The organism is Kribbella sp. NBC_00889 (assembly GCF_045207705.1).
Taxonomy (GTDB): Bacteria; Actinomycetota; Actinomycetes; order Propionibacteriales; family Kribbellaceae; genus Kribbella.
The window spans coordinates 4421381-4445738 of record NZ_CP108783.1 but is presented as its reverse complement, the minus strand read 5'-3'; the positions used below and the strand labels follow the sequence as shown (position 1 = coordinate 4445738).

23 protein-coding genes are annotated in these 24358 nt (G+C 69.0%); 13 read left to right on the top strand and 10 right to left on the bottom strand.

What is annotated here, in order from left to right; genetic code table 11:
- Positions 1 to 20: 20 nt before the first annotated feature.
- On the bottom strand, positions 21 to 536 hold the full coding sequence (locus OG817_RS21440; RefSeq protein ID WP_406057202.1) for a GNAT family N-acetyltransferase: 516 nt from the start codon (positions 534 to 536) through the stop codon (positions 21 to 23).
- Between the two features lie 253 nt (positions 537 to 789).
- On the opposite strand from OG817_RS21440, the gene OG817_RS21435 reads away from it, so the two are divergent.
- Positions 790 to 1869 (top strand): 3-deoxy-7-phosphoheptulonate synthase, encoded by a 1080-nt coding sequence (locus OG817_RS21435; RefSeq protein WP_406057200.1) that lies wholly within the window; start codon positions 790 to 792, stop codon positions 1867 to 1869.
- Positions 1870 to 1922: 53 nt separating this feature from the next.
- Positions 1923 to 3998 (top strand): phosphocholine-specific phospholipase C, encoded by a 2076-nt coding sequence (locus OG817_RS21430; protein ID WP_406057198.1) that lies wholly within the window; start codon positions 1923 to 1925, stop codon positions 3996 to 3998.
- On the opposite strand, the gene ybaK is transcribed toward OG817_RS21430, so the two are convergent.
- Both ybaK and OG817_RS21420 read right to left on the bottom strand, forming a co-directional pair.
- Positions 3988 to 4476 carry a Cys-tRNA(Pro) deacylase gene (gene ybaK, locus OG817_RS21425; RefSeq protein WP_396389234.1) on the bottom strand — a complete coding sequence of 163 codons (489 nt, stop codon included), beginning with the start codon at positions 4474 to 4476 and terminating at the stop codon, positions 3988 to 3990. The genes OG817_RS21430 and ybaK overlap by 11 nt on opposite strands.
- Entirely contained in the window at positions 4463 to 5131 is a 669-nt protein-coding gene (locus OG817_RS21420; RefSeq protein ID WP_406057473.1) for a helix-turn-helix transcriptional regulator, read from the bottom strand. Before OG817_RS21420 ends, ybaK begins: the two co-directional genes overlap by 14 nt.
- Before the next feature lie 84 nt (positions 5132 to 5215).
- Here OG817_RS21420 and folE point away from each other — a divergent pair, with 84 nt between their 5' ends.
- The gene (folE, locus tag OG817_RS21415; protein WP_360447787.1) at positions 5216 to 5827 is read left to right on the top strand and encodes a GTP cyclohydrolase I FolE; all 612 of its coding nucleotides are present in this window, start codon (positions 5216 to 5218) and stop codon (positions 5825 to 5827) included.
- A 7-nt stretch (positions 5828 to 5834) separates the two neighbouring features.
- Here the strand turns inward: folE and OG817_RS21410 are convergent, their stop codons facing one another.
- Complete coding sequence (locus OG817_RS21410; protein WP_393383261.1) at positions 5835 to 6158, bottom strand: hypothetical protein; 324 nt, start codon at positions 6156 to 6158, stop codon at positions 5835 to 5837.
- Between the two features lie 285 nt (positions 6159 to 6443).
- On the opposite strand from OG817_RS21410, the gene OG817_RS21405 reads away from it, so the two are divergent.
- From OG817_RS21405 to OG817_RS21395, 3 genes are read left to right on the top strand one after another with little or no spacing between them, the layout of a single operon-like run.
- On the top strand, positions 6444 to 7874 hold the full coding sequence (locus OG817_RS21405; protein ID WP_406057195.1) for a 3' terminal RNA ribose 2'-O-methyltransferase Hen1: 1431 nt from the start codon (positions 6444 to 6446) through the stop codon (positions 7872 to 7874).
- A 37-nt stretch (positions 7875 to 7911) separates the two neighbouring features.
- Entirely contained in the window at positions 7912 to 10404 is a 2493-nt protein-coding gene (locus tag OG817_RS21400; protein WP_406057193.1) for a polynucleotide kinase-phosphatase, read from the top strand.
- Positions 10401 to 11687 (top strand): alpha/beta fold hydrolase, encoded by a 1287-nt coding sequence (locus tag OG817_RS21395; protein ID WP_406057191.1) that lies wholly within the window; start codon positions 10401 to 10403, stop codon positions 11685 to 11687. Before OG817_RS21400 ends, OG817_RS21395 begins: the two co-directional genes overlap by 4 nt.
- A 102-nt stretch (positions 11688 to 11789) precedes the next feature.
- Here the strand turns inward: OG817_RS21395 and OG817_RS21390 are convergent, their stop codons facing one another.
- A complete protein-coding gene (locus OG817_RS21390; RefSeq protein WP_406057189.1) occupies positions 11790 to 12770 on the bottom strand; it encodes a carbohydrate kinase family protein in 981 nt (326 codons plus the stop codon).
- A 94-nt stretch (positions 12771 to 12864) separates the two neighbouring features.
- Between OG817_RS21390 and OG817_RS21385 the strand changes: the two genes are divergently transcribed.
- The 3 genes from OG817_RS21385 to OG817_RS21375 are packed head-to-tail and all read left to right on the top strand — an operon-like array spanning position 12865 to position 15708.
- A complete protein-coding gene (locus OG817_RS21385) occupies positions 12865 to 13506 on the top strand; it encodes an O-methyltransferase (RefSeq protein WP_406057187.1) in 642 nt (213 codons plus the stop codon).
- Positions 13507 to 13513: 7 nt separating this feature from the next.
- Positions 13514 to 14155, top strand: coding sequence for an ATP-binding cassette domain-containing protein (locus tag OG817_RS21380; RefSeq protein WP_406057186.1), 642 nt, complete (start codon positions 13514 to 13516; stop codon positions 14153 to 14155).
- On the top strand, positions 14152 to 15708 hold the full coding sequence (locus OG817_RS21375) for a DUF6297 family protein (protein WP_406057184.1): 1557 nt from the start codon (positions 14152 to 14154) through the stop codon (positions 15706 to 15708). Before OG817_RS21380 ends, OG817_RS21375 begins: the two co-directional genes overlap by 4 nt.
- A 2-nt stretch (positions 15709 to 15710) precedes the next feature.
- Here OG817_RS21375 and OG817_RS21370 read toward each other — a convergent pair whose 3' ends face one another.
- Positions 15711 to 16016, bottom strand: coding sequence for a pyrophosphatase (locus tag OG817_RS21370; RefSeq protein WP_406057182.1), 306 nt, complete (start codon positions 16014 to 16016; stop codon positions 15711 to 15713).
- Between the two features lie 68 nt (positions 16017 to 16084).
- On the opposite strand from OG817_RS21370, the gene OG817_RS21365 reads away from it, so the two are divergent.
- On the top strand, positions 16085 to 17002 hold the full coding sequence (locus OG817_RS21365; RefSeq protein ID WP_406057180.1) for a hypothetical protein: 918 nt from the start codon (positions 16085 to 16087) through the stop codon (positions 17000 to 17002).
- 21 nt (positions 17003 to 17023) lie between these two features.
- On the opposite strand, the gene OG817_RS21360 is transcribed toward OG817_RS21365, so the two are convergent.
- Both OG817_RS21360 and OG817_RS21355 read right to left on the bottom strand, forming a co-directional pair.
- Positions 17024 to 17842, bottom strand: a complete 819-nt coding sequence (locus tag OG817_RS21360) for a hypothetical protein (RefSeq protein WP_406057178.1) — start codon at positions 17840 to 17842, stop codon at positions 17024 to 17026.
- A gap of 185 nt (positions 17843 to 18027) precedes the next feature.
- On the bottom strand, positions 18028 to 19089 hold the full coding sequence (locus OG817_RS21355) for an LLM class flavin-dependent oxidoreductase (RefSeq protein WP_406057176.1): 1062 nt from the start codon (positions 19087 to 19089) through the stop codon (positions 18028 to 18030).
- A 161-nt stretch (positions 19090 to 19250) separates the two neighbouring features.
- Between OG817_RS21355 and OG817_RS21350 the strand changes: the two genes are divergently transcribed.
- Complete coding sequence (locus OG817_RS21350) at positions 19251 to 20252, top strand: aldo/keto reductase (protein ID WP_406057174.1); 1002 nt, start codon at positions 19251 to 19253, stop codon at positions 20250 to 20252.
- Positions 20253 to 20258: 6 nt separating this feature from the next.
- Here the strand turns inward: OG817_RS21350 and OG817_RS21345 are convergent, their stop codons facing one another.
- Both OG817_RS21345 and OG817_RS21340 read right to left on the bottom strand, forming a co-directional pair.
- Positions 20259 to 21455, bottom strand: a complete 1197-nt coding sequence (locus OG817_RS21345; protein ID WP_406057172.1) for a lipid-transfer protein — start codon at positions 21453 to 21455, stop codon at positions 20259 to 20261.
- Between the two features lie 8 nt (positions 21456 to 21463).
- Positions 21464 to 22318 carry a proline racemase family protein gene (locus OG817_RS21340; RefSeq protein ID WP_406057170.1) on the bottom strand — a complete coding sequence of 285 codons (855 nt, stop codon included), beginning with the start codon at positions 22316 to 22318 and terminating at the stop codon, positions 21464 to 21466.
- 146 nt (positions 22319 to 22464) lie between these two features.
- Between OG817_RS21340 and OG817_RS21335 the strand changes: the two genes are divergently transcribed.
- Both OG817_RS21335 and OG817_RS21330 read left to right on the top strand, forming a co-directional pair.
- Complete coding sequence (locus OG817_RS21335) at positions 22465 to 23196, top strand: SDR family NAD(P)-dependent oxidoreductase (protein WP_406057168.1); 732 nt, start codon at positions 22465 to 22467, stop codon at positions 23194 to 23196.
- A gap of 7 nt (positions 23197 to 23203) precedes the next feature.
- Positions 23204 to 24340: a glycine C-acetyltransferase gene (locus tag OG817_RS21330; protein ID WP_406057166.1), complete on the top strand. Its 1137-nt coding sequence runs from the start codon at positions 23204 to 23206 to the stop codon at positions 24338 to 24340.
- The last annotated feature ends 18 nt before the right edge of the window (positions 24341 to 24358 follow it).

The window sequence follows — 24358 nt, the reverse complement described above, 5'->3', positions numbered from 1 at the left end:
CGAGGCCGGACCGCCTGCGGTTACTGAGGAGTGACAGCTCGGCGCATGAAGATGCGTTGCGCCGGGTCGAGTCCGAACGCCGTCTCGGCGGCCAGCAGGTCGGTCAGACCAGGAGTCCACTCGTCCGGCCGCAACTCCACGAAGCCGAGGCGGGCGTAGTACGGGCCGTTCCAGGGCACGCTGCGGAAGGTGCTGAGGGTGAGTGCGGGCAGACCCTGCTCAGCCGCCCACGAGTCGACGTGCTCGATCAGCAGGCGGCCGAGGCCCTGACCCTGCTGGTCGGGATGGACACTCACCTGCTCGATGTGCGCCGCGTCGTCGACCAGCGTGACCAGGACGAAGCCGGTCGGACGGTCGTCGGCGTCGGTCGTGACCCAGAGCCGGCCGGCCCGGCGACTCTGCTCGAACAGCTCGAGCGGCGGCGCTGGATGCTCGGCGATGTCGGTCATGCCGATGTCGCGGAAGAGGACGCCGGCGGCGACCTCGAGTTCGCGCAGGAGTTCCAGCTCGTCCTGGCGCGCGGTACGGATGCTCACCCGCTGAGACAACCATGATCGAGGCGCGGATGCCACGGACTTTCCGCGCCGGTGGTACTGTCGGTGCCGTGACGCGTAGCTATTGGCGATTTTTTGAGTGGCCGGCCTTGGTGCCGGGCGACTCAGCCGATCGCTGACGCCCACCGAAGACACCAGAGCCGGCCCGAAGGCAAGGACATCCGTCCTTGCCTTTTCTCGTTCCCAGCCGGCTGCCTGCGACCTTCCGCGATGTCCGGCGGAAAGGTCCCCAGTCATGAACACCATCCCGCACCAGGCCAGTCAGGCGGCCGTCGTCGATCGACGGATCGAGAAGACCGTCCCGTTGATCACTCCGCTCGCGCTGCACGACGAGCTGCCGCTGAGTGACTCCCTGGCCCGGACCGTCGTCGACGGCCGCCAGGCGGTCGCCGACGTACTGAACGGCGTCGACGACCGCCTGCTGGTCGTCGTCGGCCCGTGCTCGGTGCACGACGCGAAGGCGGCCCTCGAGTACGCCGAACGCCTCCGCCCGGTCGCCGAGCGCCTGTCCGACGGTCTTCTCGTGGTGATGCGCGTGTACTTCGAGAAGCCGCGCTCGACCCTGGGCTGGAAGGGGCTGATCAACGACCCCGGCCTGGACGGCTCCGGTGACGTGAATCGCGGCCTGCGGACCGCCCGGCAGTTGCTGCTGCAGGTGCTCGAGCTCGGCCTTCCGGTCGGCTGCGAGTTCCTCGACCCGATCACGCCGCAGTACATCGCCGATCTCGTCGGATGGGGCGCGATCGGCGCCCGGACCGTTGAGAGCCAGGTGCATCGCCAGCTGTCGTCCGGCCTGTCGATGCCGATCGGCATGAAGAACCGTCCCGACGGTTCGATCGGTACGGCGGTCGACGCGATCAAGGCGGCCGCCGTACCGCACGTGTTCACCGGTATCGACCACGACGGAGCGCCGGCCATCCTGCACACCCGCGGCAACCCGGACTGCCACTTGGTCCTGCGCGGCTCCGACGGCGGACCCAACTACGACGAAGAGTCGGTCGCGGGAGCTCAGGAACTGCTGCGAAAGGCGGGTCTGGCGGAGCGGGTCGTCGTCGACGCGAGCCACGGCAACAGCCGCAAGGACCACCGCCGGCAGCCGGTGGTGGCCGGCGAGATCGGTGCACAGGTCGCCGCGGGCAACCGGGCGATCGTCGGCGTGATGCTGGAGTCGTTCCTGGCCGAGGGCCGCCAAGAACTCGACCCCACGAGAGAGCTGACCTACGGGCAGTCGATCACCGACGCCTGCATGGGTTGGGAAACCACCGAAACAGTGCTCGAGAAGCTGCGTGACGCGGCGGTAACACGGCGCGGATAGCTGTTCATCTTGCGGCTGCGCGGCGGCCACAGGCTTTGCTTACTGTCCGGGGCATGACTGAGATCTCCCGGCGCCTGGTGCTCGGTTCGGCGGCGGGTGGGGCAGCGATGTCGCTGCTCCCACCCTCGCTGCATACCGCGATGGCGCAACCTGTGCGGCGAGGTGGCTTGCGAGCGATCGAGCACGTGATCGTGCTCATGCAGGAGAACCGTTCGTTCGACCACTACTACGGAACCCTGCGCGGCGTACGCGGGTTCGGTGACCGGCAGCCGTTGCGGCTGCGCAACCGCAAGAGCGTGTTCCACCAGCCCCAGACCGGCGGTGGCGAGGTGCTGCCGTTCTCGGTCCGCGAGGCGGCGGCCGCGGCCGGCCGGCAGCCCGACGACATCCAGTACCTCGGTGCGCTGGCCCACGGCTACAGCGACGCGACCCAGGCCTGGAGCAACGGCTGGCACGACGACTGGGTCCAGGCCAAGACGTCCGCCACCATGACCCACTACGAGCGCCGCGACATTCCGTTGCAGTACGAGCTCGCCGAGACCTTCACGATCTGCGACGCCTACCACTGCTCCGTCAACGGCTCCACCAACCCGAACCGCAACTACCTGTGGTCCGGCACGACCGGCTACGAGCCCGGTACGACGCAGCGCGCGGTCACGAACGCGGCGTACGACTACAACCACCTGGGCTACGACTGGACGGCGTACCCGCAACGGCTGGAGCGGGCCGGGGTGTCGTGGCAGATCTACCAGGAGTGGGACAACTTCACCGACAACGCAGTCGAGTACTTCAAGACCTTCAAGGAGTTGGGTCACCGGATCCTGGCGTCAGTGCCCGGCGGCTACCGGACCACCGAGGAGTTCTACGACAAGCTCTTCGCGAAGACGCCGGCCGAGCGGACCGATGCGCTGAAGCAGCTGGACGCGGCGGTCGACCAGCTGTCGGTCAAGGACCAGAAGCTGTTCCGCAAGGCGATGTACCGGTCCGAGCCGGAGTCGCTGATCCCGCGGATCCGCGCCGACATCAAGGCCGGGAAGCTGCCGCAGGTGAGCTGGCTGGTGCCGTCCGCGGTCGACTCCGAGCACCCCGGTTCGTCCACGCCGGTGGGCAGCGCGAACCTGGTCTACGACCTGCTCGACGCGATCGCGTCGGACCCGGAGACGTGGTCCAAGACCGTGCTGCTGATCAACTTCGACGAGAACGACGGCTACTTCGACCACGTCCCGCCGCCGGTCGCGCCGCGGCCCGCTTCGGGTGAGAGTGACGACTGGTACGCCGGTCGGCCGATCGGACTCGGGCCACGGGTGCCGATGACCGTGGTGTCGCCGTGGACCGTCGGCGGACACGTCAGCTCGCAGGTGTTCGACCACACGTCGGTGATCCAGTTCCTCGAACGCTGGACCGGTGTGAAGGAACCGAACATCAGCACCTGGCGCCGCACCGCGTGCGGCGACCTCACCTCGGCGTTCGACTTCGATCGCGCGTACCGGCAGCCGTCGGTCGACGCACCCGGTCCGGTGCCGGCGCCGATCGCGCGGTGGAAGCCGACGCCGCCGGCCGACCAGGCAGTGCCGCAACAGGAGCACGGCCGTCGTCCGGCGCGCGCTCTGCCTTACCAGCCGTCGATTTCCGGGTTCGTTGCCGATGGCAAGTTGATGTTGGCCCTCGGCAACGACGGAGACCAGGCCGCGCACTTCGCCATCTACCCGTACGGCGGTGAGCTGCCGCTGCCGGCACATCTCGACGTACAGCGCTCGCACGTCGAGACGATCGCCGTGGACGGCCCGTTCGAGCTGGCGGTCCAGGGTCCGAACCGGTTCTGGGCCGAGCTGGCCGGTTCCGTCGACGGACCCGCCGCGGGGCTGGACGTGCGCACCGACCGGCACGGCAACGAGCTCGAACTGGAGCTCGTCAACACCTCGCGCAAGTCGCTGACCGTCAAGTTGAAGGCTCGCGGTTACGGCCGCAAGACCGTCACCATCGAACTGCGGGGCAAGCAGAACCGGTCCCTGTCCTGGCCGACCGACCACGGCTGGTACGACGTCGAGGTCACCAGCCCGGACGACACGTCGTACCGGCGTCGTCTGACCGGCCACCTGGAGATCGGCAAGCCCAGCATTACCGGCTGATCGCTGCCGTCCGCGCCCTGGTCACGGTGATCAGGTCGGCGGGGGACAGGCCGATGTCGAGACCGCGGCGGCCACCGGACACGTAGACCTTGGCGTGTTCGGTGGCCGTGCTGTCGACCACCGTGGGCAGAGCGCGTTTCTGGCCGATCGGGCTGATGCCGCCGACGACGTACCCGGTGGTGCGTTCGGCGGCGGCCGGGTCGGCCATCACCGCCTTCTTGCCGCCTGCCGCGGCCGCGATCGCCTTCAGGTCGAGTTGCTTGTCGACCGGTACGACGCCGACCGTGAGTTTGCCGTCGACCTCGACCAGCAACGTCTTGAACACCTGCTCGGCCGCCAGCCCCAGCGCCTCGGCCGCCTCCAGCCCGAACGACTTCGCCGCCGGATCGTGGTCGTAGGTGTGCGTGCTGAACTCCACCTTCGCCTTCGTCAGCGCAACCGTCGCGGGCGTTCCCTGGCTCTGCCTACTCTTCGCCACCAGCCGAGCTTACGAGACGCACACAGCAGTGGCCTGCTTGCGGGTCGAGGCGAGCTTCGAGGGGCTCGTCGACGGTGTTGAGGAGGCCGGTCACCAGGTGCAGGTTCATGCCGCAGACCAGCCGGGGGTGTTCGGCGGCGAGGCGGCGGAAGGGGCAGTTGCCGAGCGCGATGCCGTCCTCGGCGGTGCGCGGCTCGAAGCCGTGCCGCTCCAGGATGTCGGTCAGCGAGAGCCCCGATCCGGTCCTCCCGAGGGCCTCGCCGTACTCCTCGGCCTTGCGGTTGACCGCGTCGCGGGGTGAGCTGCCGGTCGTCTCGGCGTCCTCGACCGCGGCCGCGAGCAGCCGGCCGGCCACGGCGTACTGGCGCTCGGGGAGGGTGATCTCGATCTCCCGGTCGGACCGGTGGTAGAGCTTCGCGGGCCGCCCGGCGCCGGGGCCGGTGCGGCCGGTCCGGCGCTCGAAGCCGGTCGCGAGCAGGCCCTCCTCGGTCAACCGGTCCAGGTGGAACGCGGCGGTGGTCCGCGGGATGCCGAGCGCGGCGGCCGCTTCCTCGCGACTCACCGGCGCCGGCTGGGCGACGACGTACTCGTACAGCCGGCGTCGCGTCGGCTCCTCGAGCACGGCGACGGCCTGCAGGCTCGCGTCCCAGGACATGTCCACGGGATGATTCTATCGACAAGATCCGTTGATGAAAATGTATAGTGACTCAGGTCCGTTGACCCCTCAGGGAGTGTGCAGATGGCGATTTCGGCCGATCTCGAATCCGTCCCCCTCCATATCGTCCCCGGCCGTGCGGAGATCGATCTCCCCGCCGCCCAGCGGGCCGTCGCGGATCTGCTGACCGCGCTCGGCCGGGACCCGCACAGCGCCCACCTCGCCGACACCCCCAGGCGAGTGGCCGACGCGTACGCCGAGATGCTCACCCCACGCGAGTTCGAGCTGACCACGTTCCCGAACGACGAGGGGTACGACGAACTCGTGCTGGCCAAGGACATTCCGGTCCAGTCCCTGTGCGAGCACCACCTGCTGCCGTTCACCGGCGTCGCGCACGTCGGCTACCTGCCAGGGGAGCGGATTCTCGGGCTGTCCAAACTCGCCCGCGTGGTCGAGCTGTTCGCCCGCGACTTCCAGGTCCAGGAACGGCTGACCAAGCAGGTCGCCGACTGGCTCCAGGACCACCTGGCGCCGAAGGGTGTCGGCGTGGTGATCGAGGCCGAGCACCAGTGCATGTCGCTGCGCGGTGTTCGCGCCACCGGCTCCCGGACGGTCACGTCGTCCCTGCACGGCACGCTGCGCGAGAACCCCAGCTCACGCCAGGAGTTCTTCGCACTCACGGGTCTGACGCCGTAGCCGGCGGTCAGGCCGTGGCCACTGCCGGTGGGCGGTGGTGGGTGTTCCGTCCGGTGGCGAGGATGTGGGCGACCTCGCCTGGAAGCAGATCGGTGCCGGGGACCGGTTCCATCTCGGAGACGTCGATCCAGCGCACTACGGTGGCGCCGCAGTGGCCGTGGACGGCGAGGATGGAGTCGAGGTCCGGCCAGATCGCCGTGGACGGGTTGGGGCCGTGCCAGCGGAGCGCGACCGAGCCGTCGGTGAAGACACAGCCTTCGGCCACGATGCCGGTGCCGGAGACTCCGCTGATATCGGTGTAACGGACGAGTTCGAAGGTCTGCGGTTTCACCGGCGGACCTCGCCGGAATGCGTGGAACCGCCGTAGCCCGAACTGGATTGGCCTGAGGGTGCCATGGTCCTTTCCCCGGTGGTCGGCGTGGATGGGCGCTCGCCACAAACCGGGGACAATACGGACTGTCAGCGGGGAAGTACGGTCTGTAGCGACAGATCTTCTCAAATCAAGTTAGAACCAAACCGGCCGACACGCCAGAGATCTCCCCGCGTGTCTCGATCCTCGATCCGCCTCGCGGTATTTCGGTCCCGGTCCGGTCGCGTCCCGTGATCGAATACGGAAGTGTTCCTGACGCTAGCCACCGACCTTGCCGGAGTTGACGCACCCGCGAGCGATTTCGGGTTCCTGTTGCACAAGAACCCGGCGCGACCGCAGGGGATCGAGGTGACCGGCGGCACAGCGCATGTGTTCTACCCCGACGCCACCGACGAGCGCTGTACGGCGGCCGTCCTGCTCGAGATCGACCCGATCGCGCTCGTCCGCTCCGGGCGGGGGAAGGCGCAGGAGGGGTTCACCCTCGGGCAGTACGTGAACGACCGGCCGTACGCCGCCTCCAGCCTGCTCGCCGTCGCGCTCGGCAAGCTCTTCCGGACCGCGATGAACGGCCGCTGCGACGCCCGCCCCGACCTGGCCGCCCGGCCGATCCCGCTGGAGATCCACGTCCCCGCGCTGCCATGCAACGGCGGCGCCGAGCTGGCCGCCCGCATGTTCGGCCCGCTCGGCTGGATCGTCGACGCTCGGCCGGTGCCGCTCGATCCGGAGATCCCCGCGTGGGGTGACTCCCGGTACGTCGATCTGCGGCTGACCGGCGTACTCCGGCTGGCCGACGCACTCAATCACCTCTATGTCCTGCTCCCGGTGCTGGACGACGCCAAGCACTACTGGGTCGGCTCGGACGAGGTCGACAAGCTGGTCCGGGCCGGCGAGGGCTGGCTCGGCACGCACCCGGAGAAGGACCTGATCTCCCACCGCTACCTGGCCCACCGCCGGTACCTAGCCGACACCGCCCTCGAGCGCCTCGCCGAGGCCGACGGCGTGGAGCTCGTGGAGGAGCCATCGGAGGAAGGCTCGGTGTCGCTGGCGGTCGAACGTCGCCAGACGGTTGCCGGCGTACTGCGGGAGCTCGGGGCGCGGCGGATCGCGGACCTCGGCTGCGGTGAGGGCGCGCTGGTCGGTGAGCTGCTGAAGGACCCGATGGTCGGCGAGCTGATCGCTACCGACGTGTCCGCGCGGGCCCTGATCGGCGCCAAGCGGCGGCTGCACTACAACGACCTGCCCGACCGTCAGCGGGAGCGGCTGCGCTTCCTGCAGTCGTCGGTGACGTACGCCGACCACCGCCTGGCAGGCCTGGACGCTGCCGTCCTGATGGAGGTGATCGAGCACGTCGACCCACCACGCCTGCCCGCCCTGGCCAAGTCCGTCTTCCAGGCCGCCCGCCCCGCCGCGGTCATCGTCACCACCCCCAACAGCGACTACAACGTCCGCTTCCCGTCCTTGCCCGCCGGCCGTTTCCGCCACCCCGACCACCGCTTCGAATGGACCCGCACCGAATTCCAGTCCTGGGCCACCGCGGTTGCCCACGACAACGGCTACGCCGTGGAGTTCCGTCCGGTAGGTCCGGAGGACCCGGAGGTGGGCCCGCCGACGCAACTAGCGCTCTTCATCCGCGTCGCCCCCGAGGGCGCGACCGGCGGGATGACGGGGAGGTCATGAGCTGATGGGCGCACTTCACATCCCCAACCTGTGTCTTGTGGTTCTGGTGGGGGCCAGTGGTTCCGGGAAGTCGACGTTCGCCCGGACGCATTTCAGGGCTACCGAGGTGATCTCGAGTGACTTCTGCCGTGGGCTGGTGTCTGACGACGAGAACGACCAGGCGGCCAGCAAGGACGCGTTCGAGGTGCTCAACTTCATCGCGGCCAAGCGCCTCGCCGCCGGCCGGTTGACCGTGATCGACGCGACGAACGTGCAGCCCGAGGCGCGCAAGGAACTGGTTGCTCTGGCGCGGGAGCACGACGTACTGCCGATCGCCATCGTGCTCGATCCGCCGGAGCGTGTCTGCGTGGAGCGCAACGCACAACGCCCGGATCGCCAGTTCGGCGGGAAGGTCGTCGCCCGGCAGCGTTCGCAGCTGAGGCGCGGTCTGCGCAGCCTGAAGCGCGAAGGCTTCCGCACTGTTCACGTCCTCGACAGCGTCGAGGAGATCGATGCCGTCAGCATCGAGCGCACCCGGCTCTTCAACGACCTGACCGACCAGACCGGCCCGTTCGACATCATCGGCGACATCCACGGTTGCCGTGCCGAGCTGGAGCAGTTGCTGACCGAACTCGGCTACACCCTCACCCGCGACGCCAACGGCCGCCCGATCGACGCGGTCCACCCGGGGCGCCGCGCGATCTTCGTCGGCGACCTGGTCGACCGCGGCCCGGATACGCCGGGCGTACTGCGGCTGGTGATGGGAATGGTTGCCGCCGGCCACGCGTACTGCGTTCCCGGCAACCACGAGGACAAGTTGCTCAAGGCACTCAGAGGCCGGAACGTCAAGATCAGCCACGGTCTCGAGACCACGCTCGAGCAGCTGGCCGAGGAGCCGGCCGAGTTCCGCGACGCGGTCGAGCAGTTCATCGACCGCCTGATCTCGCACTACGTCTTCGACGAAGGCAAGCTGGTCGTCTCGCACGCCGGCCTGGTCGAGCGCATGCACGGCCGCGCATCCGGCCGCGTCCGTTCCTTCTGCCTGTACGGCGAGACGACCGGCGAGACCGACGAGTTCGGTCTACCGGTCCGCTACCCGTGGGCCAACGAGTACCGCGGTCGCGCGATGGTCATCTACGGCCACACGCCGACCCCGGAGCCGGAGTGGATCAACAACACGATCTGCCTCGACACCGGCTGCGTCTTCGGCGGCGCGCTCACCGCGCTGCGCTACCCCGAGCGCGAGTTGGTCTCGATCCAGGCGGCCGAGGAGTACTACGCCCCGGCGAAACCGTTGCATGTGGCAACCGCGCCCGCACGCGAGCCTGACGTGCTCGAGCTCACTGACGTCACCGGCCGCCGGGTGATCGAGACGTCGACCCACGGCCGGCTGAGTATCCGGGCCGAGCAGGCCGGTGCCGCGCTGGAGGTGATGAGCCGGTTCGCGATCGACCCGCGCTTCCTGCTGTACCTGCCGCCGACGATGAGCCCGGTCTCCACCTCGAGCGAACCCGGGCTGCTGGAGCACCCGCTGCAGGCGTTCGAGACGTTCAAGGGCCAAGGTGTCACCGAGTTGGTGTGCGAGGAGAAGCACATGGGCTCCCGCGCCGTGGTTCTGCTGACCCGGGATGACGATGTCGCCGAGAAGCGTTTCGGTCTCGCCGGTCGTGGCGCGGTCCACACCCGCACCGGACGGTCCTTCTTCGAAGCTCCACTGACCGACGAGCTCCTGCTCAGGCTGAGAGCGGTCGTCGAGACGGCGGGCGTGTTCGACGAGCTCGACACGTCCTGGCTGCTCCTCGACGCCGAGCTTCTACCGTGGAGCGCCAAGGCCGAGGACCTGCTCCGTCACCAGTACGCCGCTGTCGGTGCGGCCGCTCGCAACTCATTGCCAGCGGCAACCGCAGCGCTCGAATCCGCCGCTGCGGCGGGACTTGACGTCGACCGGTTGCTCACCGCAACAGGGCGTCGTACTGCGAACGTCGAGCGATTCACCGCGGCGTACCGGCGCTACTGCTGGCCGACGGACGGGCTCGACGGGGTCCGGGTCGCGCCGTTCCAGGTGCTCGCGTCGGAAGGAGCGACGTACCAGGACCGGCCGCACGCCTGGCACCTGGGCATCGCGGACCGGATGGTTGCCGCCGGCCCGGACCTGATCACGCCGACCCGGCGCCTGTACGTCGATGCGTCGGGATGGGATGCCGGGATCGCGTGGTGGCAGGAGCTCACCGACGCGGGTGGTGAAGGCATGGTCGTGAAGCCGGCCGACAACCTGACCCGGACCGCGAAGGGGCTCGCGCAGCCGGGGCTGAAGGTGCGCGGGCAGGAGTACCTGCGGCTGATCTACGGCCCCGACTACACCGAGCCCGCGAATTTCGAGCGTCTCCGCGACCGCAACCTCGGTCACAAGCGCTCACTCGCTCTCCGCGAGTACGCCCTCGGCCTGGAAGCCCTGGAGCGAGCCGCCCGCGGTGAGCCGCTCTGGCGCATCCACGAATGCGTCTTCTCCGTCCTAGCCCTCGAGTCGGAACCGGTGGACCCACGCCTATGACCAGCTACACGATCCCTGGAATGCACGTCCGCGAACACATCGTCTCCGTGCCGCTGGACTGGTTCACTCCGAACGGTCCGGACCGCATCAACGTGTTCGCCCGCGAGGTCGTCGACCCGATGCGCAAGGACGAGGATCTACCCTGCCTGCTCTACCTGCAGGGCGGTCCCGGCGGGCGGGCGCCGCGCCCGGTCGAGCCGTCCGGGTGGATCGGGACGGCGCTGAAGACCTACCGGGTGATCCTGCTCGACCAACGCGGGACTGGTCGCAGTACGCCGATCAGCGCGCGGCGGATGGAGTCGTTCGAGAGCGCCGAGGCCGGTGCGGACTACCTCGCGTGCTTCCGCGCGGATTCGATCATCGCGGATGCCGAGCATCTGCGGACGACCGTCTTCGGCGGGGTCAAGTGGTCGACGCTCGGGCAGAGCTACGGCGGATTCCTGACGCTGACCTATCTCTCGAAGGCACCCGAGGCGCTGACCGCGTGCTACGTGACGGGCGGTCTCGCCTCGATCGATCCGGATGCCGCCGAGGTGTACCGGCGTACCTATCCGCGCGTCGAGGCGAAGAACCGCGAGTTCTACCGCCGCTATCCGCACAACGTGGGCCGGGTGGCCGCGATCGCGGACCGGCTCGCGGCGGACGACGTACGGCTGCCGGACGGTGACGGGCTGACGGTACGGCGGTTCCAGTCGCTCGGGATCGCCTTCGGGATGAAGCCCGGGTACGAGCGGATGCATTGGCTGATCGACGAGGCGTTTGACGGGGATGCGTTGTCGGACACGTTCCTGAGCCAGGTGATGGGGGAGTCGTCGTACAGCGCCGAGCCGCTCTTCGCCGCGCTGCAGGAGAGCATCTACGGGTCCGGCGAGGGTGCGACCGCGTGGGCAGCCGAGGCGGAGCGGGCGCTGCGGCCGGAGTTCGCCGAGGACGCGCGGCCGCTGCTGTTCACCGGCGAGATGATGTACCCCTGGATGTTCGAGGAGATCCGGGGTCTGCGTCCCTTCCGGGCAGCCGTCGAGGTCCTGGCGGCCCGGCCGCGGTGGTCGGAGTTGTACGACCTCGAGCGGCTCGCGGCGAACGACGTACCGGTGGCGGCCGCGGTGTACTACGACGACATGTACGTCGACTCCGGGCTGCAACTGGACACGGCCCGGCGGGTCGGCAACGTGCAGGCCTGGGTCACGAACGAGTACGAGCACGACGGCCTCAGCACCGAGCGCGTGTTCAACCGCCTGACCGAGCTCGTGCGCTCGGTCGGCGGCGGCGTCCCCGCGGGCTGACTGGCAGCTTCAGGTCACCGGCCGGCCCCGCACCGCGATCGGTGCGAGGCTCCCGGGCATGAGTCGATCAGGCCACCTTCACGGTGGACGTGCTCTGAGAAGTCAGGCCGACTTGAGCGCGCCGTCCGCCGTGGCAGCGGCGCCCGAGCCGTACGCCGACTCCAGGCGATCGAGGAACGCGGCGCGGTCCAGGGTGTACTCCTGGGTGCCGACCGTCTCGAGGACCGTGGTGGCCAGGGTGCAGCCGATCTGGGCGGCCGCCTCGTGGTCGAGATCCGCGGCGCGGCCGGTGAGGTAGCCGGCCCGGAAGGCGTCACCGCCGCCGGTCGGGTCGACCAGTCCCGGAGCCGGGACGGCCGGGACCTTGGCCAGGATGCCACCGGCGTTCTCGATCACCACACCGTCGCCGCCGTGGGTGGTGACGCGGACGCCGACCCGCTCCAGGATCTCCCCGTTGCTCCAGCCGGTCTTCTGCGCCATCAGGCCGGCCTCGTACTCGTTGCTGAACAGGTACGTCGCCCCGTCGACGAGCCGCCGGATCTCCGCACCCTCCATCCGGGCCAGCTGCTGGGACGGGTCCGCGGCCACGGCGATCCCGTGCGCCTTCGCCAGGTCGGTGTGCTTGAGCATGCCCTCGGGGTCGTCGGCGCCGACCAGCACCAGGTCGATCCCGCCGGTCTCGGCGTGGATCGCCGCCAGGTCGAGCTCGCGCGCCTCGGCCATCGCACCGGTGTAGAACGAGGCGATCTGGTTCGCGTCCAGGTCGGTCGTACACGTGAACCGGGCGGTGTGTACGTTCTCACAGACCCGCACGTGTGACACGTCCACACCGGCCTCGGTGAGCGCGGCGCCGTACTCGGCGAAGTCGGCACCGACTGAACCGACCAGCAGCGAGGGCTGACCGAGCTGGGCCATGCCGTAGCAGATGTTCGCCCCCACGCCGCCGCGGTGGACCACCAGCTCGTCGACCAGGAAGGACAGCGAAACCTTGTGCATCTGTTCTTCCAGGAACTGGTCCTTGAACCGTCCGGGGAACGTCATCAGGATGTCGGTCGCGATCGATCCGGCGACGGCGATGCGCATACGGGGTGCTCCCTCGGGTGGGGTGGTTGATCGTGGTTCAGGCAACCCATAGAGACTACAGGCGATCGATCTAATACACGGAAGGCGGGATTCGATGGGAAATCAGGTGCAGGTGACCGACCAGTTGCACGGCTACATGGTCGCGCACGGTATGCCACTGGACGAGATCGCCACCGAACTGGTCGCCGAGACCCAGGGGCTCGGACGGGCCTCGGTCATGCTCACCACCCCGGACCAGGCCGCGCTGCTGACCACGCTGACCCGGCTGATCTCCGCCCGCCGGGCGGTCGAGATCGGCACCTTCACCGGCTTCTCGGCGCTGGCGATCTCGCGCGGGCTGCCGGCCGACGGGCGGCTGATCTGCCTCGACGTGGACGACGAGTGGACCTCGATCGGCCGCAAGTACTGGGAGCGGGCCGGCGTGGCGGACAAGATCGACCTGCGGATCGGTGACGCGCACCAGTCGGTGACCGAGCTGGACGGCGAGTTCGACCTGGCCTTCGTGGACGCCGACAAGGACTGGTACATCCAGTACTTCGAGGCAGTGCTGCCGCTGATCCGGCCGAACGGGCTGATGTTGTTCGACAACACCCTCGCCGGTGGGCGCGTGGTCGGCGTTCACGACGAGGAGCCGGTCGACCGCAAGGAGTTCAACGCGCACATCGCCAAGGACGCCCGGGTCGACGTGGTCATGCTCGGCATCGGCGACGGGCTCACCCTGGTCCGCAAGAAGTGAGCCGCGCGTGAGCAAGGTGGCGGCGCGCCTCGCCGTGTCGGGGCTGCAGCACAAGTACGGCGATCGCCCGGTGATCGAGGGCCTGACGTTCAGCCTCGCACCGGGGAAGGCGATCGCGCTGGTCGGGCCGAACGGCGCCGGCAAGACGACGGTGCTCAAGTGCATCGTCGGCTCGGCCGAACCCGCGGCCGGCAAGATCCTGCTGGACGGCCTGCCGATCGACGAACGTGCCGAAGCGGTACGACGCGACGTCGCCACCCTGCTCGACGACCTCGACTTCTTCCCGGACCTGACCGCGGCCGAGCACCTCGATCTGCTGGCCCGCGCCCACGGCAACTCGGAGCCGGAGGACCTGGTCGACACCCTGCTCGACGACATCGGCCTGCTGCCGGCCGCGGACCAGCTGCCCGGTTCGCTGTCGTCCGGTCAGCGCCGCCGCCTCGCCCTGGCCACGGCCCTGGTCCGGCCGCGAAAACTCCTCGTCCTCGACGAGCCGGAAGCTCGCCTCGACGTCGACGGCGTCCAGTGGTTGTCCAACCGTCTGAGCGAGGAGAAGCGGTCCGGTACGTCGATCCTGTTCGCCAGCCACGACCCGGCCCTGGTCGAGTCGGTCGCGGACTCCATCGTCACCCTGACCCCGCTGCCATGAGCTCTGCGGACGGTCCGGTCGTCTTCGACCCGTCGGACTTCGGCGCCATCCCGACGTCGCGGGCGCTGCGCCAGTGGATGCGCACGACCCGGCGGCGCCGGGCGGACCGCTCGTTCTGGCAGATCTTCGAGGACGTCTACCTGGTCCTGTTCACGCTCGCGATGGCCGCGGCGACCGGCGGCAACGTCCTACGGCAGCTGAACGCAGACGCGTCCCGCTGTACGACGGCGGCCTGCTTGGACCTGGCGCACTACCTGCCGTGGATGCTCGTGCCGTTGCTCGTGGCAACAACGCTGCGAGTGCTGCTGAGTGTCGGGCCGGTGTCGGCGTCGCGGGCGGCTGGGTTCTGGCTGCTGGCCACTCCGGTGAATCGGACGGCTTTGCTGCGGCCGGCGTACTGGCTCGTGATCGTCGTTGTGGCGGTTGGTGGCGCTGTGGCGTCGGTGATCGCCTGGGCGCTGCTCGGTGCGCAACTGCGGTCGATCGGGGAAGCGTCGGTGCTGACGGCGTCCCTGCTGGTCTGCGCTGCTTGTCTGACAGTGTGGGTGCAGCAGTCGGCGGGGCGGAGCAGGTGGACGCTCCGCGTGGCCGACCTGCTGCTGATCGCGGCCGCGATTCCGGCGGTGTGGCTGGCGGTCCGCGGTGAGCCGGCGTCGGATCAGTCGATCACCGGGTCCGGGCTCTTTGCCATCAGCCAGTCTTCGTCGGAGCCGGCCCTGCTGACGTCGGCGCAGACGCACTTCCTGGTGGTCGGGGTGGTCTGTCTGATCGTGGTGGTTGCGCTGGTGATCATCACCGCTCAGACGCTCGACAAGTTGACTCGAACCACTGTGATCGCCGGTGGTGAGCTGCTGGCAGGCCTGGCCGGGGCGGCGAGCAGCTTGGACATCAGCATGCTGGCTGACGTCGTCTCGGGCCGGCACTGGCGGATGAAGGGTCGTGTGCGGACGCGGCGCGGCCGTGGGTCCGGGGGTGCAGCTTTGGTGCAGCGGGAGTTCCTGCGGATCCTGCGCTGGCCCCGGCGGCTCGTGATCGGCTTCGCGTTGCTCGTCGTACCGTATGCCGTCGCCGGGACCGGGTTCGACGTACTGGTGCCGATCGCTGCCGGGTTCGCGGGCTTCGTCGCCGTACGGCCGCTGATGGACGGGCTGCGATCGGTCTGCCGGTCCACCGGCCTGGTCCGTGCGCTCGGGATGGATCTGCGCGAGCTGCGGGCGATCATGGCGGTCGTCCCGGCGTTGTTCGCGGCGGTGTGGGCGGCGCTGGCGTTCCCGGCCATCGGAAACGGAGCCGCTGCGTTCGCGGTCGCCGCCGGGATGCTGTCGGGCGCTGTCCGCCAGGCCTCCGCGCGGCCGCCGTCGTACTCCGGACCGCTTGTCGCCTCGCCGATGGGCGCGATCCCGCCCGGCCTGTTCTCGCAGCCGATGCGAGGCTTCGACCTCCTCATCCTCTGCCTGGCCCCGGTCCTGCTGAACCTGAGCTCCACCTGGGTCCTGGTCATCCCCGGTTTCGTCCTGGCGATCATGTTCGCCATCCGCCCGAAGCAGGACTGACGCTAGACCTCGTGCACGAGCCACTTCCGCTCGATCTCGCGCTCCAGGTCCACGTCGTGCTGCCGCGCGAACAGGATCAACTGACAGAACACGTCAGCGAACTCCTGATGAAACCCGGCCCGGATCTCCTCCGCCCCCAGCCCGTTCTCCCGCGCCCGCCCGGTGTGCTGCAGGTACGCCTGCGTCAGCTCACCCACCTCCTCCTGCAACTTCAGCAAGAACCAGTCCGGATCCCGCTCGAACCCGAGCACCTCGCCGTACCGAACCGACAACTTCTCCAACCGCCCCGAAAGCTCCGCAAGATCCACGCTCGTACCCAACCAGGGGCTACCGACAGTCCTGCGCACTTGTCGGTCGAGGGGCACAGACTGGGGGGATGGATGTGGTGGCGTGGTTGGTGGGGTCGGCGGAGCCCGCGGTTCGGGGGATGGCTCGGCGGGATTTGCTGGGCGAGGAGCATGGGGAGGACGTGCTCGGTGGGGCGATCGTGGAGACGTTGCTGACTGATGCCTGTGCGGACAAGCGCGCGTACAAGAAGTGGACCGGGGCGCACTGGCGGATCGTTTCGCTGGTGGAGTTGGAGGTGCCGGCCGGGGAGCCGCGGGCAGTCGAGGCGGCGGAGTACGACCTGGCTGAGGTGACGCGGTCACTCAAGTACGGCGTGAGTGTCGTCGACGGACTGGTACGACGGTGTGGCTCGATCGAGGGGAACACGCTCGGAGCGTGTGCGCGGCTGGGTCTGGCGGCAGATCCGCGCGTCCAGCAGCTCGCGGAGGGGCTGATCGAGTGGCAGTGGCCTGACGGCGGCTGGAACTGCGACCGGAAGGCGTCCGGCCGGCGCTCGTCGTTCCATGAGACGCATGCCGCGGCGTGGGGTCTGCATGAGTACTACCGGGCCACCGGAGAGACAACCGCCCAGGACGCGGCCTTGCGGGCAGGGGAGTTGTTTCTCGAGCACAGGTTGTTCCGGAGCCTGTCGACCGGCGCAGTCATCAACAAGCGGTGGTTGCGGCCGGCCTATCCGCCGTACTGGCACTACGACATCCTGCAAGCCCTGCTCGTGTTGTCGCGGCTCGGACTCGCCCGGGACGAACGCGCCGCCGAGGCACTGGACGAGCTGGAGCAGCAGCGACGAACGGACGGCCGGTGGAACGCCGGTACGCCGTGGTGGGGCCCACTCGGTGGCACGCGGACGCCTGAGGTCGTCGACTGGGGAAGCGGCGGTCCGAACGAGATGATCACCCTCAACGCGCTGCGGGTGCTCACCGCCGCCGGACGCCGTACGTTGCCTTGAGCAACGTACGGCGAGCGGTCACTACTTCTGTGCGTCGGGCGCCGGGAGAGGCTCCGGGTCCTTGCCGGACTCGGGCACATCGGCGTCGTCAGCCGGCGACTCCACTTCGGGCTGCGGTTCCGGAGCCGGGACGAGCGGCTGGTCAAGGCCGTTCTCCTCGCTGATCGCCGCGCGGGCGACCGAGGCCTCGATCCGGTTGAGCTGTTTGCGGATGGCGGTCCCGGTGCCGGTCGGCGCGGCCCAGAACCGCCTCATGTACTCCTCGATCTCAGCCTGCATCATGGCCCTGAGCTGAGCTTGTGTGTACGGCAAATCGTCCTCCACGTGACCTGGGGTGAACTCGCCGCGGGCGAGCGCCGCCCGGGCTGCGGGGCCGGGACAGTCGGTACCGCCCGGCCGGACCGCGGAGTGCGGCCGGATCGCCGTACCGCGGGGAAAGATCGTGCGGAAGTCGGCGATCACCGCGCGGGTGGTCGCCTTCAGCGCGGCGGTCGGCTGCTCACCGGTGACCAGCACCAGCAGGATCGCGCCGTACCGCTCGTTGAGATCGGCGTTGCCGTTCGCGCCGGACTGGGTTCGCAGCCCGCGCAGCGTCCAGGCCCGGCCGGCCTGGTCGACGGCGACCTGGTACGCGATGTCCGACCAGCCCCGGTTGTCCATGTGGTAGTTCTGCCACCCACGCAAGGCCGACGCGACCGCCGCCTGGCTGTGGATGACACTGGTCGATCCGGTCCCGGGCCAATGGATCACCGTGCCCTGGACTCGGGAGACGGTCAGGTTCCCCGGCCCGTCGTTCGGCGGCCGCGCCCTCCAGGCGGACCGCGGCAGATATGTCACCATCAAGTGCTCCTCACGTGCCTCACAAGCACCGGATACTCGCTGCTGGCACTCGGTAATCAACCGATCACACTCGGCACGCAGTCGTCAAGGCTGAACGGACGTCCTGTCGGTCCCTACCCAATCAGTGACCCGGTCCACGCAGGACCGTACGACACCAGGAGGCCAGCAGCGCCGCGGTCAACCGGTCACGGAGCGGTCTCCTGGAGCAGTGGCAGAAGTTGGTCGCCCACGCGGACTGTTTCCTCGCGGTACGGCGTGTCGGAGAGGATGAAATGGGTGACGCCGAGGTCCTGGTACTTGCGCAGGGACTTCGCGACGTCGTCGGGTGATCCGACCAGCCACGTCGTACCCGCGCCGCCTGCGCCGTACTTGCCCGGCGCCGTGTACAGATTGTCGTCCAGTACGTCGCCACGCTCCGCCAGGTCGAGCAACCGTTGCTGCCCGACAGCCTTGAACCACCGGCGGTCCCGTGAGCCCGCAGCCTCCGCCAGCTTCGCGACCTTTGCCTCGGCGTCCGACCACGCCTGCTCGGTGGTGTCGCGGACGAGCGTGGTGATCCGCAGCCCGAACTCCAGCGGCGGATGCTCCCGCCCCAGCTCGGACTCGAGCAAACGCAGCCTGCTGATCCGCTCCGCGATCCCGTCCAGCGGCTCACCCCAGAACAGCTGCACATCGGCATCCGTCGCCGCCACCCGCTGTGCCGCCTCGGACGCGCCCCCGAAGTACAACCGCGGATGCGGCCGCCCTTGCCGTACGACGGGACGCGTGGCGACCGTGGATCCGGTGACCGAGAAGTACTCACCGGCGTACGACACGTCCTCCTCGGTCCACAATCGTCGAACCAGTTGGAGGAACTCGCGCGTCCGGGCGTACCGCTGCGCCTGGTCGCCCTCGGAGTCGCCGTACGCGGCGAGATTGTCCTGGCCGGAGACGATGTTGATCAGCAGCCGTCCGCCGCTCAGCTGATCCAGCGTCCCCGCCGCCGAGGCGAAGTGCGCGGGCTGCCAGTACCCGGGCCGGATCGCCACCAGCGGCTGGAAGGTCGTCGTCCGCGCCGCAAGTGCGGTCGCCACCGTGAACGTGTCCGGCCGGCCCCACCCGGTCCCGATCAACGCGCCGCCCCAGCCGTGATCCTCGGCGAGCCGGGCGAGCTCGGTCAACCGCTCCAGACTGTTGTGACCCGCGCCGGCGTCGTCCCCGCGATGCCCGGGATCGACCTGATTCGGGAGATACCAGAGGAAAGTCATACAAAGGAGTTTATGTCCATCGTATTAGTAGACTTTTAGGCCGTCTCGCGGTCTGGTCAAGCCGCCCGACCGGGAGGCCCGACCGGCCTCTGACTCAGTACTGCGAGTTGTCGGGGCCAGCAGAATTCCCTGTTGGACTGTGTGCAGGGATCGTGAACAGGATGCTGGAGACGTTCCCCAACGGTTCGGAGGACCGGATGACGAAGGCAGCACAGCGTTCGCTCGGCGACGGTGGACCGGAGGTCAGTGCGCTCGGGATGGGGTGCTGGGCGATCGGCGGGCCACACGCACGGCAGGGGAGTCCGGTTGGTTGGGGGGTGATCGACGACGACGAGTCGAAGCGGGCGCTGCGGCGCGCGTACGATCTCGGGGTCACGTTCTTCGACACCGCCGACGTCTACGGCTGCGGCCACAGCGAGAAGCTGATCGCGGCCGCGCTCGGCGACGTCCGCGACGACATCGTGATCGCATCGAAGGCCGGCTACACGTACGTCGAGGAGACCCGCGAGGCACCGGGGGAGAACGGCGACCCGGACTACATCCGCTGGGCCTGTGACGAGTCACTGCGGCGACTCGGGACGGACCACCTCGACCTGTACCAGTTCCACCTGGGTGGCCACGACCTGGCGAAGGCGGACGACGTCCTCGCGGTCTTCGAGGAACTGGTCGCTGCAGGCAAGGTTCGGGCGATCGGCTGGAGTACGGACAGCCCGGAGCGGGCCGCGGTCTTCGCGAAGAGCGAGCACTGCCAGGCGATCCAGCAGCACTTCAACGTGTTCGGCGGCAATGGCGAGGTGCTGGACCTGTGCGAGCAGCACGGCCTGGCAAGCATCGTCCGCGGTCCACTCGGTATGGGCCTGCTGACCGGGAAGTTCGACGAGAACAGCACCCTCCCGGCGGACGACGTACGCCACGGCTGGAACTTCCGCACCGGCGACCAGGCCGAGTCGCTCCGCCGCCTCGACGCCGTCCGCGACATCCTGGCGTCGGACGGCCGCACCCTGGCCCAAGGCGCCCTCGCCTGGCTCTGGTCCCGCAGCGAAGCCTTCGTCCCCATCCCCGGCTTCAAGACAGTAGCCCAGGTGGAGGAGAACGCTGGCGCCCTCGACCACGGCCCTCTCACCAAGGATCAACTGGCCGAGGTCAGCACGATCCTGTCCTGACCGGCCTCAGCGGTCGGCGGGCTGGTAGGCGGTCACGACGACGGCGCCGCCGAGGCCGATGTTGTGCTGGAGGGCGACGGCTGCGCCGTCCACCTGGCGGGCACCGGCCTCGCCGCGGAGCTGCCACGTGAGCTCCGCGCATTGTGCGAGGCCGGTGGCGCCGAGCGGATGGCCCTTGGAGATCAGCCCGCCGGACGGGTTGACGACCCAGCGGCCGCCGTACGTCGTGTCGTTGCCGTCGACCAGCTTGTGCCCCTCGCCTTCCGCGGCCAGGCCGAGGGCCTCGTAGGTGAACAGCTCGTTCGGTGCGAAGCAGTCGTGCAGTTCGATCACGTCGAGGTCGTCGGGGGTGAGCCCGGTCTGCGCGTAGACCTGGTCGGCCGCCGTACGGCTCATGTCCGTGCCGACCAGATTGATCGCGCTGTTGGTGTCGAAGGTCGAGGGCAGGTCGGTGACCATCGCCTGGCCGACGATCTCGACGGCGCGGTCACCGAGGTCGTTCGCCTCGACGAACCGCTCGCTCGCGAGTACCGCGGCGCCGGAACCGTCGGACGTCGGCGAGCACATCAGTCTGGTCAGGCCCGCGTCGGCGTAGACCGTCTTGGCGTTCTTGATGTCGTCGACGGTGTAGACGTCCTGGAACTGCGCGTACGGGTTGTTCGCCGAGTGCCGGTGGTTCTTGGCCGCGATCTTCGCGAAGTGTTCCGGTGTCGAGCCGTACCGCTCGTTGTGCTCCAACCCGGCGACGCCGTACATCCACGGCGCCGGCGGGGAGGCGAACTCGCGCATCTCAGCCAGCGCCCGGACGTGCTTCGCGACCGGCCATTCGCGGTCGTCGTACGCCGCGGCGAGCGAACCGGGCTGCATCTTCTCGAAGCCGAGCGCGAGCGTGCAGTCGGCCAGACCGCCGCGGATCGCGCTCGCGGCCAGGTACAGCGCGGTCGACCCGGTCGAGCAGTTGTTGTTCACGTTGGTGATCGGGATGCCGGTCATGCCCAGCTCGTAGACCGCGCGCTGGCCGCAGGTGGAGTCGCCGAACACGTAGCCGACGTGGGCCTGCTCGATCCGGTCGAAGGTGATGCCGGCGTCGTCCAGCGCCTTGCTGCCGGACTCCTTGGCCATCGCCGGGTAGTCCCAGCCCTTCCGGCGGCCCGGCTTCTCGAACTTCGTCATACCGACGCCGATGACGTAGACCTTGTGCACGTCGTCTCCTAGTCCATCGTGACGAGGCCGGACAGCATGATGTCCAGCTGATCGATCGTGCCCGACCCGATCGACTGCGCCTCGAAGGAGTGGCCGAACGGGCTTGCGTGAACCAGTGGCGCTCCCGCGCAGACCTCGCCGTCTTCGACAGCGAGCACGTAGCGAACGCAGGTGCCGGTTCCACACGGACCGCGATTGAGTACGCCGTCACCCCAGACCACCGCGCTGCGGGTCGACAATCCGGTCACCGGTTCAGTGATCAGGAGCATGTCCGGCGCCGGGATGTCGCTCGCCGGCCCGCGCAGCCGGCTGAGGAGGTCGTGCCCCGCGACCGTGAGCTCGTGGAACGAGAACCGGTCGAGCTGTGTGCCGAGGTCGGAGGCGGTGACGGCCGCGAAGCGGTTGCCGCCGGCCGATGCCGACCTGATCCGAAGGGGCCTGCCGAGGTAGTCGACCTGCTGACGAACCGACGTGCGCGCCACCGCGGGCATGTCGACAGCGACTCGGCCGGAGCTGAGGTTCCTGCCGACGATGACACCGGCCGCCGTCTCGAACGTCACCGCGGGGTCCGTGCTCGGGTTGGTGCACATGGCCGTGGCGAACAAGGTCGCCTCGCCACATCCGCCCAGCGGCCCGTGCGCGGCGACGAACCTGAGCCCGTAGTCGGCGTCGTCCGTCGACGGTGCGAACACCACAGCGACGATCGCCGACGGGTCGCCTCCGCGGGTCTTGAAGTAGTCAGCCTGGACCAGCTCGAGCGCCTCGCCATCGCACTGCTCCGACGAGGTCAGGTCGTAGCACGCGACCGGTTGGCCCTCGCTCGTTCCCTCGGCGACGAATCCGCTCACGATGGTTGCAGTCACCGAACCATCATTGGTTCAGCCTGATCGCGGTTGCGCCCTACAGGCGCAGGAAAACCCGTCACCCGCTTCCGACGAAGCGAGCTAGCCCGGCTCTGAGCGCACTCATAGCGTGAATCGGCAGTCAAGTTCGGGACGGAGGCATCGGGATGTTCGCACCAACCGAGTCGGCGCGCGTCGCTGTGGTGACCGGCGGGGCCGGCGGCCTGGGACGGGCCTGTGTCGAGTCGCTGCTGGCCCGCGGAACGGCCGTGGCCGTCGTCGATCGGCTGCCACCGAAGGACCTGCCCGGCAAAGCCATCTCTGTGACCGCGGACGTGACGTCGCCCGATCAGGTCCGCAGCGCCCACGAGGAGGTGGTGGACCGGCTCGGCGATGTGTCGATCCTGGTCAACGCCGCCGGGATCGCTCGCTCCACCCGGTTCGCCGACATCAGTCTCGACGAGTGGCAGAGCGTCCTGGGCGTGTCCATTACCGGCACGTTCCTGATGACGCAGGCATGTCTACCGGGGATGCGCGCGGCCGGCTGGGGCCGGATCGTGAACTTCTCCTCGACCGCGGGCAAGAACGTCTCCACCCTGGGCGGTGCGCACTACACCACTGCGAAGGCTGGGCTCCTCGGCCTGACGCGCGCCGTGGCTCAGGAGCTCGGCCCGCTCGGCATCACAGTGAATGCGGTGTGCCCAGGTCTCTTCGAGACCGAGATGGCGCGCTCGCTTGCGGCCGGGCGGGATCTTGACGCGTACCTCGGTGGTCTGCCGGTCCCACGGATCGGGCAGCCGTCGGAGGTCGGCGAACTGGTGGCCTTCCTCGCCAGCGACCAGGCGGCGTACATCACCGGGGCGTCGGTCGACATCAACGGCGGGGAGCTGATGGTCTGATGCCGCCGTGGTGATACTGGACGGACCGCAAGGCCCGCGGATCCGCACCAGCGATGGGCGCGAGCTCCTCAATCTCTGCTCCAACGACTACCTCGGGCTCGCGAACGATCCCGACGTACGCCGGGTGGCGCACGAGGCACTCGACCGGCTCGGGTTCGGCTACGCCTCCGGCCGGATCATCTCCGGTACGTCGACGGCGCATCTGCAACTCGAGCAGGAGCTGAGTACCTTCCTCGGCACCGAGGCGTCGCTGCTGTTCACGTCCTGCTTCGACGCGAACACCGGCCTGTTCGAGGTGCTGCTCGGACCTGACGATGTCGCGATCTCCGATGCCGCGAACCACGCATCGATCATCGACGGTCTTCGCCTGTGCCGGGCACGCCGGGCGATCTACCCGTCCCGCGACCTCGAGAATCTTCGGAGGGAGCTCGCGGCATCCGGCGATGCCCGGCGTCGGCTGATCGTCACCGACGGCGTCTTCTCGATGGATGGCGGCAGCCCCGACCTGGTGGCTCTGTGCGACCTCGCCGATGAGTACGACGCGTTGCTCGTCGTCGACGACTCGCACGGGACCGGCGTACTCGGCAACCACGGTCGGGGCACCGTGTGCGAGCCCGGAGTCGCAGGGCGGGTGGACCTGGTGACCGGAACCTTCGGCAAGGCCCTGGGCGGCGCAGGAGGCGGCTTCGTCAGTGGCCGGCGCGAGTTCGTCGACCTGCTGCGCCAGAAGGCGCGCCCGTATGTGTTCTCCAACGCACTCCCGCCCGTGCAGGTCGAGGTGGCCCGGCACGCGCTGCGCCTGCTCGAGCGCGACGACGACCGCCGTTCGCGGATGCTGGACAACACGGCTCTGCTGCGCAGCGAACTCAAGCGTCATGGCCTCGTCGTGCCGGACGGCAATCACCCGATCATCCCGATCATCCTGAGTGACGCCGGCATCGCCCGGGCCGCGGCCGCCGAGCTGCTGCGGCGCGACATCCTCGCGGTCGCCCTGACCTACCCCGTCGTGTCCGCTGACACGGCACGGATCCGGCTGCAGGTATCGGCCGCGCATACCCGGGCCGAGCTGTTGGCCGCGGCAACCACGATCGCGGACGTCGTCCGCGGAACAATCGCTTGCGAAACCGTCGGCGTACGCACATAGTGTACGTGCATACGTGAT